The organism is Kitasatospora sp. MAP5-34, assembly GCF_029894335.1.
Taxonomy (GTDB): domain Bacteria; phylum Actinomycetota; class Actinomycetes; order Streptomycetales; family Streptomycetaceae; genus Kitasatospora.
The window spans coordinates 1-17,588 of record NZ_JARXZC010000022.1; the positions used below are offsets into that span (position 1 = coordinate 1).

The 17,588-nt window shown below is 71.1% G+C and carries 18 protein-coding genes; 11 read left to right on the top strand and 7 right to left on the bottom strand.

Annotation, left to right across the window (positions count from 1 at the left end):
- From P3T29_RS18910 to P3T29_RS18920, 3 genes are all read left to right on the top strand, one after another.
- A partial coding sequence (locus P3T29_RS18910) for a hypothetical protein (protein ID WP_280717686.1) occupies positions 1-230 on the top strand: 230 nt, incomplete at its 5' end.
- A gap of 399 nt (positions 231-629) precedes the next feature.
- Positions 630-1,391, top strand: coding sequence for an SDR family oxidoreductase (locus P3T29_RS18915; RefSeq protein ID WP_280717687.1), 762 nt, complete (start codon positions 630-632; stop codon positions 1,389-1,391).
- Between the two features lie 93 nt (positions 1,392-1,484).
- The gene (locus tag P3T29_RS18920; RefSeq protein ID WP_280717688.1) at positions 1,485-2,363 is read left to right on the top strand and encodes a helix-turn-helix transcriptional regulator; all 879 of its coding nucleotides are present in this window, start codon (positions 1,485-1,487) and stop codon (positions 2,361-2,363) included.
- 70 nt (positions 2,364-2,433) lie between these two features.
- On the opposite strand, the gene P3T29_RS18925 is transcribed toward P3T29_RS18920, so the two are convergent.
- On the bottom strand, positions 2,434-2,649 hold the full coding sequence (locus P3T29_RS18925) for a helix-turn-helix domain-containing protein (RefSeq protein ID WP_348532840.1): 216 nt from the start codon (positions 2,647-2,649) through the stop codon (positions 2,434-2,436).
- Between the two features lie 134 nt (positions 2,650-2,783).
- Here P3T29_RS18925 and P3T29_RS18930 point away from each other — a divergent pair, with 134 nt between their 5' ends.
- Both P3T29_RS18930 and P3T29_RS18935 read left to right on the top strand, forming a co-directional pair.
- Positions 2,784-3,902: a DUF5954 family protein gene (locus tag P3T29_RS18930; RefSeq protein WP_280717689.1), complete on the top strand. Its 1,119-nt coding sequence runs from the start codon at positions 2,784-2,786 to the stop codon at positions 3,900-3,902.
- A 24-nt stretch (positions 3,903-3,926) separates the two neighbouring features.
- A complete protein-coding gene (locus P3T29_RS18935; RefSeq protein ID WP_280717690.1) occupies positions 3,927-4,364 on the top strand; it encodes a hypothetical protein in 438 nt (145 codons plus the stop codon).
- Positions 4,365-4,407: 43 nt separating this feature from the next.
- On the opposite strand, the gene P3T29_RS18940 is transcribed toward P3T29_RS18935, so the two are convergent.
- From P3T29_RS18940 to P3T29_RS18955, 4 genes are all read right to left on the bottom strand, one after another.
- Positions 4,408-5,271, bottom strand: a complete 864-nt coding sequence (locus P3T29_RS18940) for a hypothetical protein (protein WP_280717691.1) — start codon at positions 5,269-5,271, stop codon at positions 4,408-4,410.
- Positions 5,272-5,370: 99 nt separating this feature from the next.
- A complete protein-coding gene (locus P3T29_RS18945) occupies positions 5,371-6,411 on the bottom strand; it encodes an NAD-dependent epimerase/dehydratase family protein (protein WP_280717692.1) in 1,041 nt (346 codons plus the stop codon).
- An 8-nt stretch (positions 6,412-6,419) separates the two neighbouring features.
- Positions 6,420-7,592 carry an N-acetyltransferase gene (locus P3T29_RS18950; RefSeq protein WP_280717693.1) on the bottom strand — a complete coding sequence of 391 codons (1,173 nt, stop codon included), beginning with the start codon at positions 7,590-7,592 and terminating at the stop codon, positions 6,420-6,422.
- Positions 7,589-8,839, bottom strand: coding sequence for a pyridoxal phosphate-dependent aminotransferase family protein (locus P3T29_RS18955; RefSeq protein WP_280717694.1), 1,251 nt, complete (start codon positions 8,837-8,839; stop codon positions 7,589-7,591). The genes P3T29_RS18950 and P3T29_RS18955 overlap by 4 nt, the downstream gene beginning before the upstream one ends.
- Positions 8,840-9,142: 303 nt before the next feature.
- On the opposite strand from P3T29_RS18955, the gene P3T29_RS18960 reads away from it, so the two are divergent.
- The gene (locus P3T29_RS18960) at positions 9,143-10,393 is read left to right on the top strand and encodes a condensation domain-containing protein (protein ID WP_280717695.1); all 1,251 of its coding nucleotides are present in this window, start codon (positions 9,143-9,145) and stop codon (positions 10,391-10,393) included.
- A 262-nt stretch (positions 10,394-10,655) separates the two neighbouring features.
- Here P3T29_RS18960 and P3T29_RS18965 read toward each other — a convergent pair whose 3' ends face one another.
- Positions 10,656-12,209: an FAD-dependent monooxygenase gene (locus tag P3T29_RS18965; protein WP_280717696.1), complete on the bottom strand. Its 1,554-nt coding sequence runs from the start codon at positions 12,207-12,209 to the stop codon at positions 10,656-10,658.
- A 95-nt stretch (positions 12,210-12,304) separates the two neighbouring features.
- Here P3T29_RS18965 and P3T29_RS18970 point away from each other — a divergent pair, with 95 nt between their 5' ends.
- The 5 genes from P3T29_RS18970 to P3T29_RS18995 all read left to right on the top strand — a co-directional run bounded on the left by P3T29_RS18970 (position 12,305) and on the right by P3T29_RS18995 (position 16,596).
- Entirely contained in the window at positions 12,305-12,928 is a 624-nt protein-coding gene (locus P3T29_RS18970) for a TetR/AcrR family transcriptional regulator (RefSeq protein WP_280717697.1), read from the top strand.
- 228 nt (positions 12,929-13,156) lie between these two features.
- Entirely contained in the window at positions 13,157-14,482 is a 1,326-nt protein-coding gene (locus tag P3T29_RS18975) for a sensor histidine kinase (protein WP_280717698.1), read from the top strand.
- Positions 14,467-15,111, top strand: a complete 645-nt coding sequence (locus P3T29_RS18980) for a response regulator transcription factor (RefSeq protein ID WP_280717699.1) — start codon at positions 14,467-14,469, stop codon at positions 15,109-15,111. Before P3T29_RS18975 ends, P3T29_RS18980 begins: the two co-directional genes overlap by 16 nt.
- Before the next feature lie 117 nt (positions 15,112-15,228).
- The gene (locus P3T29_RS18985; RefSeq protein ID WP_348532841.1) at positions 15,229-16,074 is read left to right on the top strand and encodes a metallophosphoesterase; all 846 of its coding nucleotides are present in this window, start codon (positions 15,229-15,231) and stop codon (positions 16,072-16,074) included.
- Between the two features lie 234 nt (positions 16,075-16,308).
- A complete protein-coding gene (locus P3T29_RS18995) occupies positions 16,309-16,596 on the top strand; it encodes a DUF3303 family protein (RefSeq protein WP_348532842.1) in 288 nt (95 codons plus the stop codon).
- Positions 16,597-16,755: 159 nt separating this feature from the next.
- Here P3T29_RS18995 and P3T29_RS19000 read toward each other — a convergent pair whose 3' ends face one another.
- The gene (locus tag P3T29_RS19000) at positions 16,756-17,457 is read right to left on the bottom strand and encodes a transglycosylase SLT domain-containing protein (RefSeq protein WP_280717701.1); all 702 of its coding nucleotides are present in this window, start codon (positions 17,455-17,457) and stop codon (positions 16,756-16,758) included.
- Positions 17,458-17,588 lie beyond the last annotated feature (131 nt).

Here is a 17,588-nt window from a genome sequence, read left to right on the forward strand (position 1 = left end):
GCACGCTGTTGAGTTCTCAAGGAACGGACGCTTCCTTCAAGCCGCTCTCGCAAGCTCTCCGGGCGCTTCGTTCGTTCTTTCGTGTTTCCAGCTTATCAGATGATTTCCGCTCCGTTTTCCGGAGTTTCGTTCGTCCGATCCGCTTTCCTTCGGCCTTTCGGCGATCCAGACTCTATCAGGTTTCCCTGACCGTCTTTCCTGCCTCCCAGCCTCCGCCGGAGCCGACCTGACGGCCCGTCCGACGCCTCAAACCCTAGCTGAACTCAGCTCCGTAAAGCGAATCCGACCGCAACCCGATAAACGCGCACAACAATTCGCACCCAGCCGCGACAAAGCACGACCCGGGCGGGAAGAGAAGTGGTGGTTCAGAGAATTGGCTACCCCGGGACCGTCCGCGCCGAGCGTGTCCGGTTCTCCCTGTCAGGCAGCTCGGAGAACACTAGACCTCGACGCCACCGGAGTCAAGGGCGGGACTGGCGGCCGACGGAACGGGCAGGTCGGCCCAGGGTGGCACCGGCTCTCCCAGGGAGCGGCAGGGCTCTGGTTCGCCGTCCCGGCCGGACACAGAGTGGTCCTCATCAGCCCACGGCACCGGCCGCCCGGGCCACCTGCCAACTTTCGGAGCACCCATGAGCTACCCCGCCCTCGCCGCCCGTACCGCCGTCGTCACCGGAGCCGCCAGCGGCATGGGCGCGGCCACCGCCCGCCTGCTCGCCGCAACAGGCGCTCGCGTCGCCCTGCTCGCCCGGCGCACCGACCGGCTGGACGCACTGGCCGCCGAACTCACCGCCGCCGGGGGCCAGGCCCTCGCCGTCACCGCCGACATCACCGACCAGGCCTCCGTCGACGCCGCCGCCAAGGCCGTCCACGACGCTTACGGCCGGGTCGATCTGGTGATCAACAACGCCGGCGTGATGCTGCCCAACCCCCTCGCCGACGGCCGGATCGACGAGTGGACCCGCATGATCGACACCAACCTCACCGGCGCCCTGCGCGTCATCCGCGCCTTCGTCCCCGACCTCACCGCAGCCGCCGCCGAGGGCGGGACCGCCGACCTGGTCAACGTCTCCTCGATCGCCTCGCACGTCCTCTTCCCCGACTACGCCGTGTACGGGGCCACCAAGGCCGCCCTCACCCAGCTGTCCGCCGCGCTGCGGACCGAGCTGAGCCCGCGCGACGTCCGGGTCAGCACCATCGAGCCCGGCCTGACGGACACGGAACTCGGCGGGCACATCGACAACCCGGCCCTGCGCGAGCAGCTCGGCGGGCTGTTCACCGTGATCCCCGCCCTCGCCGCCGAGGACATCGCCGACCTCGTCGCGTACACCGTCAGCCGTCCCCGGCACGTCAACCTGCGCCAGTCGATCATCCTGCCGACCCGTCAGGCCTGACGTCTGCCGGGAACGACGTGCTGGTGACCGCCTGCCCTGCCTGGTACCGGCAGGGCCAGGCAGCACACCACCACGATCAGCCACAATCGGCGCATGACCACCGCGACCAGCCTGAGCGACTTCCTCCGGACCCGCCGCGCCCGCCTGAACCTGCGGGATGTCGCCCTGCCGGACTTCGGCGGCACCCGCCGCGTCGCGGGCCTTCGCCGCGAGGAGATCGCCCAGCTCGCCGGGGTGAGCGTCGACTACTACACCCGGATGGAACAGGGCCGAGTGGCCAACCCCTCGGACACCGTGCTCGACGCCCTCGCCCGCGCACTGCGGCTGAACGACGAGGAGACCCGGCACCTCCACCGCCTGGCCCGACCGCAGCACACCACCCGTCCGACGCGCCGGCCCCAGCCTCGTCGGCAGGTCGTGCGGCCCATGCTCCAGCGGCTACTGGACGAGCTGAAGGACGTCCCGGCACTGGTGATCGGCCGGCACCTGGACATCCTGGCCTGCAACCCGGCAGCGTGCGCCCTGTTCGGCGACTACACCGCCATGGACCCGGCCGAGCGCAACATCGCCTGGATCACCTTCCTCGACCCGGCCTCCCGTGCGTTGTACGCGGACTGGTCCTCCTGTGCCCGCGAGAACGTGGCCTACCTCCACCTGGAGGCGGGCCGGAACCAGCCCGCCGACCCACGACTGGCACACCTGATCGGGGAGCTGTCGATGAAGAGCGCGGACTTCCGCCGCTGGTGGGCGGAACACCCGGTCCAGGACAAGACCTCGGGCATCAAGAGGTTCCACCACCCGGTGGTCGGCGACCTGGAACTGACCTACGAGACCCTGCGCGTGGCCGACGACCCCGACCAGGCCCTGATCACGTACGCGGCCCAGCCGGACACCTCGTCCCACGATGCCCTCCAGATGCTGCTCGCCTGGGCCGCCCCAACAGCCGCCGGCGCCCACCGACCGACCGATTGACGGCCGCTCCAGGCACCTCCGGTGTGGAACGTCCGGCGGGGAATGACCGGCCCGACAGCCCGACCGGCGGCTACTCGACCACCGACAGCCCCGCCTCCCGCCAGCCCGGCACGCCGGTGGTGCTGTCGATGTTCTCCTCGACCCAGCTCCGCAGAAGGCGCAGCGGCACGGCCCCGCTCCGACCGAGGTCGGTCAGGGCGTACTCCACGTGCAGGGGCACCGCAAGGTAGACGGTGCGGTCGACGAGCCCCGTGTCCTCCAGGCGTCGCAGGGTCTGTGTGAGCACCTTGGGTGGATCTCGGTGACGGTCGCGGCGGTGTCGAAGGTGAGGACCGGGAGCAGGCGTCGTCCGGTCCCCCGGGAGGGGACAGGCGGGCCGTTTGACTGCGCTCGGTGGTCAGCTGGTTGCATCATGTGCCCATGGTGAACTTCGCTGACGATGCCCCTGGTTACCTGACCATCAGGATGGCCGCCCCGGACGATCCGGTGGCGGAGCTCGCGGATGTCGAGGCGTGGACGGCGCGCGAGAAATATCCGCAGATCCTCTCGGCCGGGTACCCGGCGTTCGGAATCGCCCGCGAGCGCGAGCAGGGCGGCTGGGAGCTGCACTCCTCGATGGTCGAGATCTATCCGCAGTCGGCCCGCGACGACCTGGGCTCGATCTGCCGTAGGCAGGCCGCCCGGGCGGAGGAGGCCGGCGACGCCGAGTCGCAGCAGCGGTACCAGGCGCTGGCCGAACGGCTGGACTGGGAGAAGATCGACGAGGTCGAACTGGACGCCCGCCACCGCGTGGTACGGGCCGAGCGGTTCATCCGCAGCGGCCCGGACGGGCCCGAGCCGCCCCGCTCCAGCGACCCCGACGACCACCAGCAGCGCGACATCACCGACGAGCTGAACCCGGCGACGGGCTTCGTCATGGACCCCACCGTGCCGACCGGCACCTCCGAAGGCATCCTGAAGACCGACCTCATCCAACTGCTGCCCGCAGAGGGCCAGTTCCCGCCGGACGTCTGCGAGGACGCGCTGCGGGCAAGCCGGACGCACCCGGGCGTGGTGCTGCTGCCGGCCGCCTTCACCGTCGCAGAGCGGGTGGGCGGCAGGTGGCGTCCGACCGGGATGATGGACGCGCCCACGCCCTTCCGCGCCCGGGACATCCTGTCGATGCGCCTGCGCGTGAGCGAGCCGGTCGAGCGTCGGCTGACCCCCGAGCAACAGGCGGTCTACTGCGCGGCGGCGGACCGGCTCGACGCCGAGCAGAGCTGCGAAGTCACCGTCGAGGACCGGCTCCTGCGGATCATCCGGGTCGAGCGCATGATCCGGTTCGGCCCGGACGGCCCCGAGAGTCCCCGTCCCTCCGAGCACGACCCGGAGGATCCGATCATGGTGCAGGACCAGCGGCTGCGCGCGCAGGGCGTCATCCTGGACGAGGACACCCCGATCGTCCTCGATGAGGGCGCAAAGCAGCTGCAACGCCTCTTCGAGGCCGAGATGGCCCGGCGCGGGAAGCCGATCCCTCGCTTGGCGGAGAACGAGGAGTAGTACGCCCGAGTCACGACCGCGCGCGTGCCGGAGGGTACGGGCGCGGATCGGCACGCACGGACGCCCACTCACCACCGCACCCGAACGGGTGAGGCGGCCGGACCGTCGTACTCGACCGTCCCGGCCCAGGTCGCCGCGACGATCACGGAGACCGTCGGCGCACTGGGCCTGCCGACCACCCCGCCCGCCCTGCTCGACGTCGCCACCGTCGCCCGACAGCTGTCGGCCGGCGGCGTCCAACTCGGCACCCCCGCCTGGCGGCGGGTCGCCGATCTCAGCGCGATGTGCGAGGTGTACCGGCACGAGTACCGCTTCCCCAGCGACCTCGGCACCATCCCCGGCACCTCGGCACCCACGACGCAGTCCGTCCTCGACTCCCTGGCCGCCCTGACCCGCCACCTCGCCGAACAGCTCACCGAACAGCTCACCGAACAGCTCACCGTCAGCGAGCGGCGCCCATGAGCCCACCGTCGCCCTGCGCGGCACCGCCCGCTTCCCGGCAGGGCTAGCTCACCAACTGGGCCAGCCCCAGGGCCAACACCAGCGGATACGGCGTCATCAGCCCGACCCCGATCAGGCCGCCGACGAACAGTGCCCCGAGCAGGTCGACCAACCACATCACGCGGGTCGGGGCGAGCGCTCGGTAGGTGTCGCGCAGGTCGTAGCGCACCTCACCGCGCCGGTTGTGCCAGCGGACCTGCACCCTACTGCGGGCGTGGCCTTCGATGGTCTGGTAATCCGCCCAGTAGGCGCCGACGATCGCATCGCTGCGGTAGTCCGGCGTGAAGTAGGCCCGGACGGTGACACCTCGGCGCCACACCGACCAGTAGGTGCGCGGGTTGAAGATCTTGAGGGACCAGCGCACCACCCCCAGACCGGCCGCGAACATCGGCCAGGCCGGCAGTGCGGCCCACACGGGAGCGACCAGCAGGGCGACCGGCAGGCCCAGAATCCCGTAGCACAGCAGGAACCTCTGGAACGGCTCGGCGAAATACCACCACTCCGACATCCACTTGACCGCCGCCTTCGCCGCCCTGACCGCCGCCTTCGCCGCCCGGACCGGCACGGGCGGCGGCGTCACGTCGCTGATCGGCGGGCGCTCGCCCGGGCCCGGGGCGTCGCCGATCAGCGGCTCGATCTCGGCGGCGAGCGCCCGGGCGACCTCGGGCAACTTGTGGCCGGCCGTCAGCGACCTGTCGTCGAACAGCTCCAGCGTGAGCCGCCCGCCGTCGTGCTCGACCCGGCGCACCCAGGAGCCCGGCACTACGGTGTGCTCCCGCCCCTGCTGCCAGTGCACGGCGCCGTCGGCCACCCAGATCCGGGTCCGGCCCTGCACCAGCACGACACCTGATGATCTTTCATCCCCCATGAACGATCAGCGTACGAGACCGGGTTGCTCCTGGGTAGGGAGGGACCCCTTCCAGGTACGTCAGCGCCGGGATGAGCCGGGTGAACTGCAGCAACGGGGTCAACCGCCGTTCTCCGGGTCGACGCCACGGTGATGGGCAGTGCCCTGCGGTGATCCGCTCGAACCGGCGCGGGTGGCCGCGCAGGCCGCTTCGGCGAGACCCGCCGACAGGGTGACGGCCGGGGAGAACCCGAGCTCGCGTGCGGCGCGGTCGGTGGCGCAGGTCCACGTGCTGTGCCTCAACTCCCGTACCTTGTCCCGGCTGAAGATCGACGCCGTGCCCCGGGCTCTCCCCGCCAGGTCCGCGCCCAAGGCCACGGCCGTCGCCACGGCAACCGGCACCGGCAGCAGCCTCGGTGGGCGGCACCCGACGGCGGCCGCCACGGCCGCCGTGAGGTCGGCCAGGCGGTAGTGGAATCCGTCGCTGACCTGGAAGATCCCCTCCGTCGTGCCTTCCGGCCCGACCCTCACGTCCGCGTCCGCCGCCGCGAGCAGCGCACGGCACAGGTCGTCGACGTGGATCACCGAGTAGTGGTGCGGGCCCGGCCCGCAGGTGGGCACCAGACCGCGCCGGACGGCGGCCGCCAGGACCGGCAGGAACTCGCGGTCACCCGGGCCGTAGACGATGGGCGGGCGGACGACGACCCCGGGCAGGTGGTCCGCCAGCCGGTGCAGGACCCGCTCACCGCCGAGCTTGCTGCGGCCGTACGCCGACACGGGCGCGGGCGGATCGTCCTCCCGACGCGGACGGCCCGGCAGTGACGGCCCGGCTGCCGCCAGGGACGAGCAGTAGACCAGGCGTGGCGGGCTCGGCGCGGCGGCGAGGGCCGCGCACAGGCGCCCGGTCCCCGCCGTGTTGACCTCGGCGTACTCGCCTGGCCGGAGGGTCTTGATCACCCCGGCCAGATGCAGGACGCGGTCCACGCCCTTGACCGCCTCGTCCAGGCCGCGTCCCGTACGGAGATCGCCTTCGACCACCCGCACCGCCTCGGCGTCCGCGCGGAGCCGGCCACGATCGCGCACCAACACCGTGGTTTCGTAGCCGCGTTCGGCGAGATGGCGGAGCAGGATCCGGCCGATGAAGCCGGTGGCGCCGGTCACCAGACACCTCACGGGGTGACCCGTCCTTGCGGCCAGGTGTCGGCCGGGTCGATGACGCGCTGATACAGGCTATGGGTACGGAACCGGACGGCACCGGTCGCCTGGATCAGCCGGTTGCTCTGGGCGTTGTCCTCGAGCACCCAGGAGAACTCGGTCTCGCGGTAGCCCAGGCGGTGCGCCGCGCGGTGCGCCTGGGTGAGGACGGCCGGAACGAGGCCCGAGTGGCGGTACTTCTCCTTGGCGCCGCCGGCCATGGCGCGTACGCGGTCGATCCGACGGGCGGCGCGGGCCATCCGGACCAGCCCGGTCGGCAGCCCGAAGGTGGTCAGCCGTCCGCGCGCCGCCCGCAGCGCCTGATTCGCGTCCGGCAGCCACATCGTGAACGCGGCCGGATCGCCGTCGACCTGGGCCAGGATCACCAGCTCCGGCCGCAGTACCGGCTTCAACTCCTTCAGCAGGTGGTCGAATTCGCGGTCGGTCAGCGGGACGGATGCCCAGTTCCGGGACCACGCCGCGTTGTAGATCTCCTTGACCTGGGCCATGTCCTCGTCGAACCGTTTCGGATCGAGGGACCGGATGGTGACGTTCGCCCGGCGGCGGGCCCGGTCGCCGACCCGGTCGAAGACGGGCGGCAGCTCACCCCCGCGCGGCATCGGCAGCCGCCAGGACCACAGGTCCTTGGCCTTGGCGAAGCCGCACCCGGAGAGGAGCCGGCGGTAGTACGGCGGGTTGTGCGCCATCATCACCGTGGGTGGACTGTCGAAGCCCTCCGTCAGCAGGCCGCACTCCTCGTTGGTGGAGAAGCTCAGCGGCCCCAGCATCGCCGTCATCCCGTGCCCGCCGAGCCAGTCGGCCGCAGCCGCGAAGAGCGCCTCGGCGACCTGGACGTCGTCGACGCACTCGAAGAGGCCGAAGAGGCCGTGGCCCGGGTCGTGCCGCGCGTTGTACCGGGGGTCGATGACTGCGGCGATCCGGCCCACGATCTCGTCACCACGGCGGGCGAGGAACAGCTCGGCCGTCCCGAAGTCGAAGAACGGGTTGCGCCGACGGTTCAGGAAGGCTCGCCGCTCCCGCTCCAACGGGGCCACCCAGTGCGGGTCGTCGCGGTAGACGAGGTACGGCAGTTTGATGAAGGCGGTGGTGTCGCGGCGCCCTCGCACCGGAGTCACGACGACGGTCACCGCGCCACCTCCACGGATCGGCGCTGCCGGGCGATGAGTACCGGCTCGTACCCGTCGGGCGCCGCCTTCGGGATGAGGCCCAGTCGCCGTCCGACCAGCGCGAAGGCGTCTAGGACCTGGGTCACCTGGTCGTCGGTGTGGGTGGCCTGGGCGGTCACCCGGAGCAGCGCCCGGCCCCGGGGCACCGCAGGCGCGGCGACGGCGTTGGTGAACACCCCTGCATCGAAGAGCTCCTGCCAGGCGCGCAGGCACAGCTCCGCGTCGCCGACATGGACCGGGATGACGGGGGTGACCGACTCGCCGGTGTCGTAGCCGAGAGCGCGCAGCCCGTTGTGCAGCCGCTCGGCCAGGTCGAAGACCCGCTGCCGGCGGTCGGGTTCGGACTCGATGATGTCCAGCGCGGCGAGGCCGGCGGCGGCTGCGGCCGCCGGCATCGCGGCGGAGAACAGGAGTGAACGAGCGGTGTAGCGCAGGTAGTCGATGACGTTCCGAGGTCCGGCGAGCATCCCGCCGGACGACCCGAAGCACTTCGACAGCGTCCCGGTGACCAGGTCGACGCCGTCCATCAACCCGAAGTGCTCGGCCACACCCCGTCCGCCGGCGCCGAGCAGCCCGATGTCATGGGCGCCGTCCACCACGACCCTGGCCTCGTAGCGGCGGGCCAACGCGACGATCTCGGGGAGGCGACACAGGTCGCCGCCCATCGAGAACAGGCCGTCCGTGACGATCAGCTTGCCGACTCCGGGATCCGCTGCGCGCAGCAGACTCTCCAACTGGTCCATGTCGGAGTGCCGGTAGCGGTGATGGGTGCCGAACCCCAGCCGGATGCCGTCCACCAGGGAGGCATGGTTGGACATGTCCCCGAAGGCGGCGTCGTTCGTCCCGAGGAACGCCGCGATCGCCAGGTTGGTCTGGAAGCCGGTGGTCGTCACCACCGCCGCCTCCTGGCCGAGGAACTCCGCCAGCCTGCCCTCCAGTTCCTCATGGAGCGTCAAGGTGCCGTTGAGTGCCCGGGAGCCTGAGCACGAGGCACCGAAGCGGCCGAGCGCGGCGGAGGCGGCCGCCACCACCCGGGGATCTGTCGAGAGTCCCAGATAGTCGTTGCAGCCGACCATGATCAGCCGCTTTCCCTCAACGGCGGCCTCGGTGCCGCGCATGGAGAGCGCGCGGTAGTACGGGCGAGTCCCGGATTCCACCATGGCGCGGTAGAAGGCGTGTGGCGACTGCTTTCGGAAGACATCCGGCATGGGCCGCTCCATCGACGAAGTTCCTGACGTGTAGCGACCCTAGGACTCCGGGCGCCCCACACGGCGTAGCGACACCGGCGGGCAGAGTTGCGCGAACCGATATCGAACGTGGGTGCCCGACCGAACAGTTGAGGTCATTACGGGTCTTCGGCGGGCGGTATAAAGGTCCATGAAACCCGCCCGCCGAGGCCGATGGCGTGCGCCTGTGCGAATTGCGGCCGTGCCACTTTGCGAATTTACGACGGCACCAAAATGTCAATACATCACACTGGCCGATATTCAGAATTGTGCGCGGGCTTAAGAATGACTACCCAGAACCAGGACACCATCATGCGCCGACGACTCTCACCGACCGAGCGCTTCCTGTGGGCCGCAGGCGAGGTACTCCCCGTCAACATCGGCATGACCGGCCGGATCCACGGCCGGACCACTCCCGACCTCCTGCGCGAGGCCCTGTCCGCCGCCCGGCACCGCCACCCACTGCTCGCCGTCCGCATCGCCGACCCCGGCCCCTGGCGGGCCTGGCTCACCACCGACGGGGTACCGGACCCGGAGCTGCACGTCGTCAAGGCCACCGCCCCGGACAGCTGGGCCCGGATCGTCGAGCAGGAACTCCAACGACCGTTCGACATCCGCGTCGGCCCGCTGGCCCGCTTCGTCCTGGTCGAGGCCGGCGGCTCCTTCGACCTCGTCGGGATCTACCACCACCTCATCGCCGACGGCCTGTCCGCCACCTTCGTGCTACGCGATCTGCTGCGACGGATCGCCGACCCGGCCGCCGACATGTCCCCGGTCCTCGCCGCCCCCGCCGACGACCTGCTCCCCGACCGCCGCGCCGGACTCGGCGACCTGCGCGCAGTGACCCGCCGACTGCGCGGCAGCGGCCGCGCCCCACGTGCGGGCCGCCAACTCGCCTACACCACCTGGCGCCTGGACACACCCGAGACCTCGGCCCTGCTCGCCCGCTGCCGAGCCGAACGCACCACCGTCACGGCCGCCCTGTCCACCGCCTTCGCCCGCGCCCTCGCGGAACTCGGCCGGCCCGGCCCGGCCGGCATCGCCGTCGCGGTGGATCTACGACGGCTGCTGACCTCCTCCCCGGGCGAGGCCCTCGGCCTCTACGCGACCAGCCTCCTGACGACCCTCGACAGCGCCGCCCGGCCCGACCCCTGGGACCTCGCCCGCCGCGCCGGAGCCGACATCCAGCAGGCCCTGCGGCCGGAGGAACTCCTGCCCCTGGTCCGGATCCACCGCCTGCTCCGCTACCTCCCCCGCGCCACCATGAGCTCACTCCTCGGGCGCAGCGAGGCCAAGCGGACGGTCTTCGACGTCTCCCTCAGCAACATGCGCGCGCCCGTCCCCACCGACTACGGACCCCTCCGGCTGACCGCCGTGTACGCCGCCGCCCACACCAGCCTGTCCGGCACCCCACTCGTGGCCGTCTTCGGATTCGACGGCCGGCTCTTCTGCAGCGTGACGTCGACGGACGGCCCGCACACCTCGGAACTCTGCGCCCTGGCGATGTCCCACCTCCGGGACGCGGTCTCGGGGTGAACCGCCGGCCGGTCGGTCCTCTACTACCGCGCCACGGCGGGCCACGTCCTCGTGGACGCACAGCCGCCCGGGCCCGAAGCGCTCTGAGCGACGTCCTGCCTGGACGAGGCCGATGCTCGCCAACTCCGCAGGAGACACTGACAGAAGGTGTCAGGGATTCTCGAAAGACCGGGCGTTGCGTCCCCGGTTTCGGGGTCAGGGGCGGGGAGCAGTCACGGCCTACGGTGCCAGCGGGGCGGTGGCGGCGCGGTGGGGTGCGGGGTCAGGCGCCGATGGCGAACTCGCTGAGGTGGGTGGTGAGTTCGGCCGGGTGGGTGGCACCGGCGGTCAGGGCGACGTAGCCGTCCGGACGGACCAGGACGGTGGCGGTGGGGGTACCGGTGAGGCCGTAGGCGCGGTGGGCGTGGCCGTCGGGGTCATGGACGGTGGCCTGGCGCAGGCCGGGGAGGAGCGGGAGGGGTGCGGGTACGGGTACGGGTGCTGCTCGGTCGGCGAAGGTGAGCAGGGTGAAGTGCGGGCCACGGAAGAGGTCGAACAGGCGGGTGGGACCGTCGGGGGTGAGGCAGGGGGCGTCGGGGGCGCGGTCGCCGGCCCGGATGCCGGTGGTGTCGTCGAGGTCGCGGCCGAGCGGGCCGCCCCGGTAGCCGACGGAGAGGCCGGTGAAGTCGGCGCCGGCGGTGTTGGCCAGGTTGACCATCTGGTCGGCGAGGGCCCGGGCGCCGCCACCGCTGAAGAGGGCGCGGTGCTGGGCGGAGGTGGCGGCGAGCACCGCGCGGGCGACGGGCAGGCGTTCGGCCTGGTAGCTGTCGAGAAGGGAGTCGGGGGCGCCGCGCAGGGCGGCGGCCAGCTTCCAGCCGAGGTTGTGGGCATCCTGGATGCCGGTGTTCATGCCCTGACCGCCGGCCGCGGAGTGGCAGTGCGCGGCGTCGCCGGCGAGGAAGACCCGGCCGCTCCGGTACTGCTCGACCATCCGGACGCTGGGGCGCCACACGCTCGCCCAGGTCAGGTCGTGCAGCCGGACGCCCGGCAGGCCGGCCCGTTCGGCGAACAGCCGCCGGAACTCGTCGAGGGAGGGGACGGGCAGCTCGCCCTGCTCGTCGGGGCTGACGGAGGCGTGGACGGCCCAGCTGTCGTCCTGCCGGAGGGGGACCAACGCCAGGGCGCCGGCGCCGAGTTGCGGGTGGTTCCAGATGTGCAGGGCCTCCGGGGCGAGTCCTTCGATGCGCATCGAACCCAGTAGGAAGCGCTCCTCGTCCCAGGTCTCGCCGAGGAACGGGATGCCGGTCAGCTTGCGGACGGTGCTGCGGCCGCCGTCGCAGCCGACCAGGTAGCGGGCGCGGATCTGCTCGGTCCGGTGGCCCCGGTGGACGGTGGCGATGACCTCGTCGCCGTTCTGGGCGCAGCCGGTGAGCTCGGTGTCCAGCTCCACTTTGACGCCGTACGCGGCCAGCCGGTCGCGCAGCACCGCCTCGGTGTGGTGCTGCGCGAGCAGGACCACACCGGCGTGCGGGCGGTCGGGCGCCGGGAGGTTGGCAGGCGCCGGGTCCACCTCGTGGACGAGCCGACTGCCCTCGTACGTACGGATCTTGAGGTTGAGGTCGCCTCGGGCGTAGATCTCGTCGACGACGCCGAGGTCGTCGAACACCTCCAGCGTCCTCGGGTTGACGCCCTTGCCCCGGACGCCGCGATCCCGGAAGTCCGAATCACGTTCGACCACAAGGCAGTTGGCGCCAGATCGGGCCAGGCCGACGGCGAGTGCGAGGCCCACCGGGCCGGCGCCGACGACGAGGACGTCTGTTGACCGGGTGGCGTGCATGACTGACTCCCCTGCTCATAAGATACGGCACGTTTCTTGTCTTCGACTGTAGACTGACCCCGATAAGAAACGCAACGTATCTACGGGATTCGGTGATGGACGGAAGACCAGCAGCGGCAGGCCTGACGGGCGGCAGGCCCGTACGCCGCCGTGGCGACGAGCTGGAGCGGGCGATCCTCGACGCCGTCTGGGCCGAACTGGCCGAGCACGGCTACGACCGGCTCACCATGGACGGCGTCGCGGCCCGCGCCCGGACCAGCAAGCCGGTGCTCTACCGCCGCTGGCCGAACCGGGCCGCCCTGGTCATCGCCGCGCTCGACCGCAACGCCCCCGACTACCAGGAGCCGCCCGACACCGGCGAGTTGAGGTCCGACCTGGCCGCCTTCCTGGGTGGCCTGCTGCACCGCTTCGACGACCTGCCGACGGACGCCGTGCACGGCTTCCTGGTCGACCTGCTGCGCGACCCCGAGCTGCGGGGGCGGTTCCGGATCGGGCTGACGGCCAGCGGGCCCGTGGAAGCGCTGGAGGTGATGATGCGCCGCGCCGCCGACCGTGGCGAGATCAACGCCGGTCGGATGACCCCCCGGACGGTCTCCCTACCGCTGGACCTGCTGCGCGACGCCTTCCTGGTGGGCGGGGTGGTCCCGCCGGACCACGTCATCGAGGAGATCCTCGACGACGTCGTACTCCCCCTGCTCAAGGCACCGGGCAGCTCCTGAAGCGTGTTCAGAGCACCGGCCGACCGCCGATGTCATGGTCCGCTACGAGGCCATCGCGTGCACTGCCGCGCCGCGACTGCGGGGGTGGAGAAAACCCCACTGTGCGGCGGTCGGCCGGCTGGTCATCATTGAGCCCCGGCCTGCGAACGGAGGTCCGGCCCGCGATCGCGGCTCGGCCTCGGTCGGCAGGTCGATCGACGCGGCACCGAGGCACGATGATGGAGCGTAATGACTCAGTCCAGCGAGCGCCCCTCCCCCGGCGGCACCCCGCGCTCCGGCCTCGCCCTGCGTTCCGGCCTCGCCCTGCGGGTGAGCCTGCTGGGCTGGTCACTGGTACTGCTGCTCGGCGCCGCCCTGGGTTTCGCCCTGCTCACGCTCTGGACCACCTCGCTGACGGTCGTCGCACTCGGGGTCGGCATCCCGATGACCCTGCTCTCCACCGCCGTGGTCCGCTGGTTCGCCGACCTGCACCGCCAGTGGGCCGCCGACCGGCTCGGCGAACCCGTCGCCCGGCCCTACCTGCCGGCGCCGGACGGCAGTTGGCTCGTACGCCTGTGGGCGATCCTGCGCGACCCGGCGAGCTGGCGGGACTGGGCCTGGCTGGTGGCCAACTCGCTCACCGGATGGTTCACCTACGGGCTGTCGTTCACGCTCTTCCTCGGCGGCGTCTTCTACCTGAGCTATCCCCTGCTGTACGAGCTGACGCCGCATCAGGTGTTCCGCACACCCCTGGGCAACGGCTTCCGCCTGCACAGCGTCCAGGAGTCGTTCGCACTGGTCCCGCTCGGCCCGGTGTTCTTCCTTCTCTGGTACACCACCGCCGAACGACTCGCCAACCTCAACGCCCGGGTGGTCCGCGCCCTGCTGGCACCCACCACGCAGGCACAACTACGAACCCGTGTGGCGCAGTTGGCTGCCTCGCGGGCCGAGACCGTCGACACCCAGGCCGGCGAACTGCGCCGGATCGAACGGGACCTGCACGACGGCGCACAGGCCCGGCTGGTGTCGCTGGGCATGAGCCTGGGCCTGGCCGAACAGCTCCTGCCCCTGGATCCGCAGGCCGTCCAGCAACTGCTGGCCGAGGCCCGCGAGTCGACCGCCGACGCGCTGGCCGAACTACGCGACCTGGTACGCGGCATCCACCCGCCGGTGCTCGCGGACCGTGGCCTGGACGGCGCTCTGCAGGCCCTCGCCCTGGTCAACCCGATACCGACAACGGTGGTCACCCGCCTGCCCGGACGGCTGCCCGCACCGGTCGAGTCCGCTGCCTACTTCGCCGTCGCCGAGGCCCTGTCGAACGCCATCAAACACGCCCGGGCCCAACACATCGAGATCACCGTCGAGTTCACGCCCCACCCCGGCGCCGCCACGGGCTCGCTGACCATGCGGGTGTCCGACGACGGCTGCGGAGGCGCCGCCCTCGATGCCGGTACCGGCACCGGCCTGCGCGGCATCGACCGTCGCCTGGCGGCCTTCGACGGCACCCTGACCGTCGACAGCCCGCCCGGCGGACCCACCGAGATAAGGATGTCGCTGCCGTGCGCATCGTCATAGCCGAGGACCTCGCCCTGCTCAGAGCGGGCCTGATCAGAATCTTCCAGGTCAACGGCTTCGAGGTCGTGGAGGCCGTCGACAACGGCCCCTCGCTGATCCGGGCGCTGACGACCCACCGGCCCGACGTCGCGATCGTCGACGTGCGGCTGCCGCCGACCTTCACCGACGAGGGCCTGCGCGCCGTGATCGACGTACGCAAGCAGCTCCCCGGCCTGCCCGTCCTGGTGCTCTCGCAGTACGTCGAGCAGCTCTACGCCAGGGAGTTGATGTCGGACCGCGCCGGGGCCGTGGGCTACCTGCTGAAGGACCGGGTGCTGGACGTCGGCCAGTTCGTCGCCAACGTCCGGCAGGTCGCGGCCGGCAGTACGGTGATGGATCCCGACGTGGTCGCCGCCCTCCTCACCCACCGCTCGGCTGACCCCGTCCTGCTGCAGCTGACCCCTCGTGAGCACGAGGTTCTCTCACTGATGGCCCAGGGCCGCTCCAACGCCGCCATCGCCGCCCGGATGTTCGTCACCGAGAAGACCGTCAGCAAACACAGCTACAACATCTTCACCAAACTCGGACTCGAGCCCTCCGAGGACGACAACCGCCGGATCCTGGCCGTCCTCGCCTACCTGGAAGGCTGAGCCCGCCCGCGCCGTAACCGAGCCGGCCATTCATTACCGCTGACGCGTAAACGGGTGGCGGTCGGCGGCCCGGTCCGCCTACCTTCGGGCGAGCTGTCATGGGAGGAGAACCCGGTCGTGGGACGCAGGCGTGGGATGGCTGCCGGGCCTGTTCGGGCTCTGGTGGTCGGGGATGTCCATGGCGAGTTCGGACTGCTCGCCGAATGGGCGGCGGTCGCCCGCCGGGTGCACGGTCCGCTGGACGCGATTCTCGCGGTCGGCGATGTCGAGCCGAACCGTGACGAGGCGGACGCGGCCGGGGTCCACGGCCCCGCGAAGTACCGTACGGTCGGCGACTTTCCGTTGGTCCGTGAAGGGCTGCTCGACCTGGGGGCGCCGCTGTACTTCATCGGCGGCAACCACGAACCCTGGCCGGCCCTGGACGAGGTCGGCCACGGCTGGTGGAGCGACGGTGTGTACTTCCTCGGCCGTGCGGGGGTCGCCGAGGTCGCGGGCCTTCGGGTGGCGTTCTTGTCGGGCATCCACTCGCCCCGCATCACCGATGTTCCAAAGGCGCGCCGCGACACGGTCAGGGAGCGCACGTACTACACCGGGGAGGAGATCGCGCAGGTGAGCCGGGCCGCGCGGCGGGCGGGACAGGTCGACATCCTGCTGACCCATGACTGGCCGTCCGGTGTCGCGGGCCCGCATCGGGGAACTCCGGTCGGCCGTCCCGAGCTGCGTGCCCTGTCCGAATGCCTCCGGCCACGATGGCACTTCTGCGGCCACATGCACCATCGGCACCGGGCGGCCATCGGGCCGACGGAGGTCGTGTGCCTCGATCACATCCGCTCCGGACCGGCCGCGTTCGCCGTCGTCGAGCGGGATCCCGACGGGCAGCTGGTGCTGGTCGAGAACGTCGTCGATGCGGAACGTCCATCCGCAAACTGCTCGCCCGGCTCCGCCGCGTCCACGGCCGGATGATCCGCATCGGCCGCGTGGCCCTGCGCCTGCAGCAGTACGAGACCGACACCGTCCCGCGCCAAAGCCGAACCGCCGACCAGGACTCGCCCGCGCCCTGACACCAACCCGTCCGCGTCCCTGCGATTGCACTCCGATGCCGCACCCCGGCTGCGAAGACCTCTGGTCGCAGCCACGCTGTGTGGGAGGCACGGGTGTGCCGCACGCCAACGAAACGTGGAGCGACCAGTGAGAGTCATGCTGACAGTTCAGATGGACACCGAGAAGGCCAACAAGGCGATCACGAGTAACACGCTGGCCGGGACCATGAAGTCCGTGTTCGACCGGATCAAGCCCGAGGCTGCGTACTTCGGGGCGATGGACGGGATGCGTACCGGCTACATCGTCTTCGATCTCAAGGAGCCGTCCGACATCCCGACCATCGCTGAGCCGTTCTTCCAGGACCTTGGCGCCAAGATCAGCTTCGTGCCGGTGATGAACTTCGACGATGTCCAGGGCGGCTTGCAGAAGTTCGGATCGAACTGAGCCGCAAGCCGATGCTCTGACAGGCATTCCCCCAGCTGCTGTCATGCCTGATGTGGAGAACTCCAGGAGGCCCGGACCAGGATCACTCGGTCCGGGCCATCGGCATGACCGAACGCCGGCTCGGCCCTCCGCACCCGCCGCTACCGGCGGCGAGCCGGCTCAGTACCCGTGGTGCACCTGCCAGAAGGCCCATGCGCCGCACGGCGAACCGTAGCTGTCGTTCATGTAGCCCAGGCCCCACTTGATCTGGGTCGCGGGGTTGGTGCGCCAGTCGGAGCCGACCGAGGACATCTTGGAGCCGGGCATCGCCTGAACCAGGCCGTACGCGCTGGAGTTGGTGGCGGTGTAGTCCCAGCCGCTCTCACGCTTCACGATCTGGCTGAAGCACTGGAACTGGGTGTCGTCGCCGATGATCCCTGCGGCCAGCGCCTGGACAGAGCCGGGGCTGTAGGAGCTGGTCGGCGTCTGGGCGAGCAGCGCGGAGCTGGCCTTCGCCCGGCTCGCGGCCTCCGCGTCGGCCTTGGCCTGCGCGTCGGCTTTGGCCTGTTCGTCGGCCTTGGCCTGCGCGTCCGCCTTGGCCTGCGCGTCAGCGGCAGCCTTCTGACGGGCCGCCTCCTCAGCGGCCTTCTTGGCGGCGGCGTCGGCGGCGACCTGCTGGCCGTTGGCCTGGGCGAACAGGTTGTCGCTGATGGTCTGCGCGTGCGCACCGGTAGGCACGTCGGCGAGCAGGGTGGCGCCTGCGACGTCGACCGTCGACACGTGGGGGGCCTCGCTGCCCGAAGCCACACCGACGACGGCACCGACTGCAGTGACGGCGCTGGCGGAGGCCACGGCCACGGCCCGAACCGAGATCCGGTTCACCTGGTTTCCTTCCAGCGTCATCCGTGAGGTGACCGCACGGACGATCTCCGCCCCTGACGCTGGTCTCCCCCTGCACTGGTCACGGGAGACACGGACCCGGCGCGACCCGGTGGGAACGGGACGCTGTTCAA